At 40.6% G+C, this 5320-nt stretch carries 7 protein-coding genes and 3 pseudogenes; 5 read left to right on the top strand and 5 right to left on the bottom strand.

Going from position 1 to position 5320, the window contains the following annotated elements:
* Positions 1-146 (bottom strand): annotated as a pseudogene (locus ACFINS_RS09335) (glycoside hydrolase family protein); the annotation flags it as partial.
* A 308-nt stretch (positions 147-454) separates the two neighbouring features.
* Between ACFINS_RS09335 and ACFINS_RS09330 the strand changes: the two are divergent.
* Positions 455-772, top strand: coding sequence for a type II toxin-antitoxin system HicB family antitoxin (locus ACFINS_RS09330; protein ID WP_375612161.1), 318 nt, complete (start codon positions 455-457; stop codon positions 770-772).
* A 224-nt stretch (positions 773-996) separates the two neighbouring features.
* Here ACFINS_RS09330 and ACFINS_RS09325 read toward each other — a convergent pair whose 3' ends face one another.
* From ACFINS_RS09325 to ACFINS_RS09315, 3 genes and pseudogenes are all read right to left on the bottom strand, one after another.
* The gene (locus ACFINS_RS09325) at positions 997-1239 is read right to left on the bottom strand and encodes a hypothetical protein (RefSeq protein WP_375612169.1); all 243 of its coding nucleotides are present in this window, start codon (positions 1237-1239) and stop codon (positions 997-999) included.
* A 52-nt stretch (positions 1240-1291) separates the two neighbouring features.
* Positions 1292-2732 (bottom strand): annotated as a pseudogene (locus ACFINS_RS09320) (phage terminase large subunit family protein); the annotation flags it as partial.
* On the bottom strand, positions 2725-3306 hold the full coding sequence (locus tag ACFINS_RS09315) for a hypothetical protein (RefSeq protein WP_375612162.1): 582 nt from the start codon (positions 3304-3306) through the stop codon (positions 2725-2727). The pseudogene ACFINS_RS09320 and the gene ACFINS_RS09315, both read right to left, overlap by 8 nt.
* An 84-nt stretch (positions 3307-3390) precedes the next feature.
* Here ACFINS_RS09315 and ACFINS_RS09310 point away from each other — a divergent pair, with 84 nt between their 5' ends.
* The 4 genes from ACFINS_RS09310 (at position 3391) to ACFINS_RS09295 (ending at position 4569) form a co-directional block, all read left to right on the top strand.
* Positions 3391-3657 (top strand): BrnT family toxin, encoded by a 267-nt coding sequence (locus ACFINS_RS09310; protein ID WP_375612170.1) that lies wholly within the window; start codon positions 3391-3393, stop codon positions 3655-3657.
* Positions 3635-3940, top strand: coding sequence for a BrnA antitoxin family protein (locus ACFINS_RS09305; protein WP_375612163.1), 306 nt, complete (start codon positions 3635-3637; stop codon positions 3938-3940). The genes ACFINS_RS09310 and ACFINS_RS09305 overlap by 23 nt, the downstream gene beginning before the upstream one ends.
* Before the next feature lie 97 nt (positions 3941-4037).
* On the top strand, positions 4038-4301 hold the full coding sequence (locus ACFINS_RS09300) for a type II toxin-antitoxin system RelB/DinJ family antitoxin (protein WP_375612164.1): 264 nt from the start codon (positions 4038-4040) through the stop codon (positions 4299-4301).
* The gene (locus ACFINS_RS09295; protein ID WP_375612165.1) at positions 4288-4569 is read left to right on the top strand and encodes a type II toxin-antitoxin system YafQ family toxin; all 282 of its coding nucleotides are present in this window, start codon (positions 4288-4290) and stop codon (positions 4567-4569) included. The genes ACFINS_RS09300 and ACFINS_RS09295 overlap by 14 nt, the downstream gene beginning before the upstream one ends.
* A gap of 46 nt (positions 4570-4615) precedes the next feature.
* Here ACFINS_RS09295 and ACFINS_RS09290 read toward each other — a convergent pair.
* A pseudogene (locus tag ACFINS_RS09290) lies at positions 4616-5146 on the bottom strand (antA/AntB antirepressor family protein).
* Positions 5147-5320: the final 174 nt, after the last annotated feature.

The raw sequence follows: 5320 nt of genomic DNA, 5'->3' as shown, positions 1-5320 counted from the left end.
AAGCCTGTTTCTGCCGCACGCCGGTGTGCTAAACCTTCAAGACGCTTTCCGCCTGCTTTGGTCCATTTCTGTAGCTCGGCAGGGACAGCTTCATATTCACCTTGATTGAGCTTTTTTAACAGTGTCGAGTTACAAAAGGCTCTTGTTAGTTGACGCTATTTCTAAAAATGATTGATTAGGATTAATAATGATACTATTATTGGTTATAAACAATAAAGTTGAAAAAATAATCAGCTTGATGAAAGCATCACCAAAGAACATCAAGTTTTCAGATTTGTTGGCTGTGTGTGTGTGTACATTTTTTTTGGAGAACCGCGGAACAATGGTAAAAGCCGCTTTGTTTTTAAAACCCCGTGGCTTGGTGACCCCCGTATGAATATTCAAAAAGATTCTGGTAACAAAGCAAAAGCTTATCAAGTCAGACAAGTCTTACAAGCGATAGAAAGGATGAAACATGAACAATAATCATTATACATATCGTGTTTTGTGGTCGCAAGAAGATGAGGAATATGTTGGATTGTGTGCAGAATTCCCATCCCTTTCATGGTTAGATGCTCAAGCAGAGAAAGCTTTAAAAGGTATTATGGACCTTGTTTCAGAAGTTGTTGAGGACATGCAACATAATGGAGAAGAAGTTCCTCTGCTTTTGTCTCATGGTAAATATAGTGGCAAGTTTCAATTAAGAATACCACCAGAACTCCATAGAAAACTTTCAATACAAGCCGCTGAAAATGGTGTTAGTTTAAACAGATACATTTCTTCTAAGCTTTGAATCTTTTAAAAATCTATACGTACTAAAAGAAAATTAATTCTTATGAAAACCTCTAAATTAAACAAATACCCGTTTTCAAGACGGATGAAGAAGCAGAAAACTTTGTTGATACTGCAACCTTACTGATTATGACTTAACTGATTTTAAATCTGTTCATTTTGAATTCTTACCTAAAGAAGCCTCTTGATCTTCTCCCCACCTTTAAAGATGGGGAAGGGAGGTACTTAAGCAACCTTTTTAATGGGGTTTTCTAGATCTGGTTCGTAAGCTCGCAATAAAGGCAACATAACTGTAGGAAACTCTGAATCGCCAAAATCTGTAAGAGCTGCCAAAATCTTTGTAATATTAGGCACTTCATCTTGAAGTTTAAAAACTAAAGCTTTTTCCACCATGCCCATAATCTCAATTATGGCAGTGCAATCCTCATCTCCAATGCTGTGATGATTGGAAAACTGAAACAATGCTATTCATAAATCGCACAAAAAATCGATACTGGTATTCATTGCACACCCCCAAAGATTTTCTTTGCCATACTGCACGCCATCTCGCTTGCCCCTTAATGCCCCCAGATACGCCGCTCCTCACAGGGGCGCACGTAATTATAAACCGCCTGTGTATGTCCACCACCGGTATCAATACAAGCAGCTGTTATCCTAATCCCCTCTTTATAGCCTAGATGTGGCCAGCGTTTTGCAAGATATTCATCCAATTGGTCCCATACTTCAAAAGAAGAGGGATCACCAAGGATCACTTGATAATCAATATGCCAACTTTCTTCACTACGCCCCCATCCCACCACTTCAAGTTCCAAGCGGTCATTTTGCACATCAATACCAGCTGTCAACACGACGGATTGTTCTGGTGCCAATGGATAATCTTCGCGTTTTGCATAGAGGCTATCAGGATCAATAACTTCGCCTGTTCTGTCCTCCCATGGCTCTCCAAGAACTGTATTAATAAAAACTTGCAAAAGAGCAGGGTCTTCTTTGGCATTTAAAAATTCGCGCGCACAATCGCCCCAAGTCAGCCATGGCGAATAAAGCGCTGAAATATGGTAAGAACGCAAATTGGGTCTGCTTGACTCACTGGTTGGGACCCAGCATGCGCCTCTTTCTTCACACATGAGATCTGTTTTTCGGTGCTCGGCATGTTCATGACCACAATGCGCACAAACAAAAACAGCTTTTTCGGGAGCCCCTTTCGGCCATTTGATTTGTGACCAAACAATCGGCTGGAGTGTACCACATGCATCACAAGGCACGTTGTAATATCGCTGGTCTCCTAGTACAAAATCTTTGGCAATACGGCTTGTGTCACGGTGGGTGGGTGTGGACAATTTAAAGATCTTTCGTTGTACAAAGGTTGATGTGCGCTTTTCCGCAATCATCACTGGATCACCTTCGTTATCGACACTGAGAGGATAACCATCCACTTCATCCAAAATCAGATAACGAATAGGCATGGAACGCAAACCAGCAGCACTGTTTGCCCCTGTAAGCATCAGTGCACCACCATCAAACTCTTTCGAAAACATGGTATTCCCGCTGTCGCGTGCCCGCGCTGGGGCAATGCGTTCGCTTAAAGCAGGGCTTGCCATAATCATAGGATCAAGCCGCGTCTTTGAAAGCTTTTTGGCTGTCTCAACCGTTGGCATCACATAAAGGGCAGGTCCTGGACTATAATGAATAGCATAACCGCAGAAATTTAATCCTGCCTCTGACATGCCAACCTGCGCCCCTTTCATGACAATAGTTGTTTCAATCGGTTTGTGAGAGGAAAGATTATCCATGATTTCGCGCAAATAGGGGGTCCGCTTTGTTCTCCACAATCCAGATTCAGCACTTGCTACGGTGCTAAGGTATCTATTCTTATCCGCCCATTGCGAAACCGTATACGGTGGGTCCGGTTGTCTTGCATTATTGGCATGGGCGAAAAATTCTTCGACTGCATTGTCATCCATTATTCGTTTCTTGCAAGTTCTCTAACTCTGGAGAATGAGGATCATGAAAAGGCACTGGAATATTAACCGCCTCAAGCAAAGCGGTTCTCATAGTGTAATCAATAGCACCAATAAGGCTGGCCGCATCACATCCAACTTGTGCAGCAATGCTTGCACCAAAACGATGAGGAAAATTCAACATAGCATCACGGTGCGTTCTTCCAAACTCACGAGCTGCCTTTTTCATTTCTTCTCGATCAACAGTGGTTTCGCGCAATCGTTCAAGTGCAATCTTTTCGCTTTCAAGGGCAACTTGCATTCGCTCCAGTTTTATCTTGTATTCATTGGCTCCATCTGTAGAGGCTTGTTTGATCTTTGTCCGCGGTTGACCATCAGGCGCTAAAAATGGAGCAGGGCGCTTTGTTGGATTCTCATTCCAGATGGCTGTTGCAACGGCTTCATTGACAGAACCATCTTCAAAAAGAGCCTTATCAAATTTACCTGTCTTTATCCGAGAAACCACCGCATTATGTGAAACACCCATCTTCTTCGCAAACGCACGAACCGATAAACCCTTACGCGTTTTCTTATTCATAGTTGCTCCATTTTGAATGGTATATACGAATTATTGTACACTTTAATTGTTGACAAGGTTTTATTTTTCGTGTACATAAAATATATGAAGATAGTGTGGGATGAACCAAAAAGAGCTTTAAACATTGATAAACATAAGCTTGATTTTGCTGATGTTATTTACTTTGACTGGGAACATGCTCTTATTGATGCAACACATTCAAACCGCATGAAGGCTATTGGACATTTTGCTGATGGCACAACAGTTATTGTTTTTGCAAAGCTTGGCAATGAAGCGATATCCATTATCAGTTTTCGTCAAGCGAATAAAAAAGAAAGAGAGGTTTTCAATGATTATCAAAAAAAACTTTGAAACAGGATGTGGCTACACAAAAGAAGATTGGGACGCTGTGGATTCCCCACCATTGACAGATGAAGAACTTGCACGCTTAAAGCCAGCTAAAGATGTTTTACCAGCCTCCTTTTTTAAATATGTAACAGAAGAACGCCGTAAACGTGGGCGTCCACCGGTTGAATCTCCCAAACAAGCGGTTACTCTACGCCTTGACCCAAATGTTATTGCCTCTTTTAAAAAACAAGGAAAAGACTGGCGAACACGTATGGGTGAAGTCTTAAAAAAAGCAAGTGGTTGTTAAGCCAAACGATCTCGCCACTCTAAAAAATGTGCTTTACAGTTGAAATTAAACTTCAATTGTATTACATTGAAGTACAATTACAAGAGGAGAGCTCATTATGGCTGCCAGTCGCATGGTTCAAGCGCGTGTACCAGAAGAAATTCAAAATATCGCTAGTCAAGTTATTCAAGCTTCAGGTTTATCAGTAAGTGATGTTGTGAGAGTGTTGATGACGCGTATTGCACAAGATAAAGCTATTCCGTCCTTCTTGTTTCAACCTAATGCAGAAACTATAGCGGCTTTTGCAGAACTAGAGGAAGGTAACTTAAAAAAGTTTCATTCCGTAGACGAATTATTTGATGATCTCTATGCGGACGATTGAACGTACCACTATCTTCAAATGTGATTTCAAGCGTGAAATGAAAGGACGGTATCGGCATCTTTTAGATACTGATTTGCGCCAAATCATTGCAGCATTAGCAAATGATCAACCCTTAGAACCTCGATATCATGATCATGCATTGACTGGGAATTGGAGCAATTATCGAGATTGCCATATTCGACCTTACCTAGTGTTGATTTATCGCTTGATTGGTCAAGATCGATTGATTTTAGCGCGTCTGGGCTCCCATTCAAAACTTGATCTTTAAACCACCTCCCCATTTTGAGAACGGGGAGGGGAGATGTGTTTTAAATCTAAGCAGCTTTTACGACAGATCTTGCTAAAACGCGCTTAGCTTCTTTTGTAACTGATTTGTAATGATCAAGTTCTTTTTCGATTTCATCTATTTTCAAAAGATAACCAAAGATGATACCCATGATTTTAGGATAATTTGTCAAAACATATTGGCGAAGATAGTTAAAATCATCAAAGCGTGTATCATTATCATAATCAACAGCTTGGTTTCTCAGTTTCTTTTCACATTCAATAAAGTAACGGCGTGCTTGACGTCCTTTCTCATTGCGTTCAACCATGGAAAGTTCTTTCGCCATGTCTAAGGTGAGGTGATATTCTTTGCTGATAACATTTTAACGTTTCCCAATTTTGGGAAGCGTTAAAATATAGTCTTTTCCCTCTTCAAATTCATACTGATTAATACGGTTCGTAATCCAAATAGCAAAACGTTTACCTATTGCCAAAAATGTATGTAATTCAGGTGCATTCACTGTCTGAACGATATCACCATCAATCGTAGTTTGATGTAAGTCAATTAAATATTGTGCCATGATTTGGCTCCTATGTGCTTAAAGGTTTTCTATTGACACTCTAAAAGATGCCGGGTGCTAGAAAACACGGCACATAGCCCGTCGTTATGCTTTCCCCAAGGGTATTGTATAGCATAACTACACCCGACAAAGTTATTATATGCGCCTAACATACAATGAGTCAAAGTCTTTAAT

It is taken from the genome of Bartonella sp. AA2SXKL, from assembly GCF_042197205.1.
Classification (GTDB): Bacteria; Pseudomonadota; Alphaproteobacteria; order Rhizobiales; family Rhizobiaceae; genus Bartonella.
This window is presented reverse-complemented; position numbering and strand designations above follow the sequence as displayed.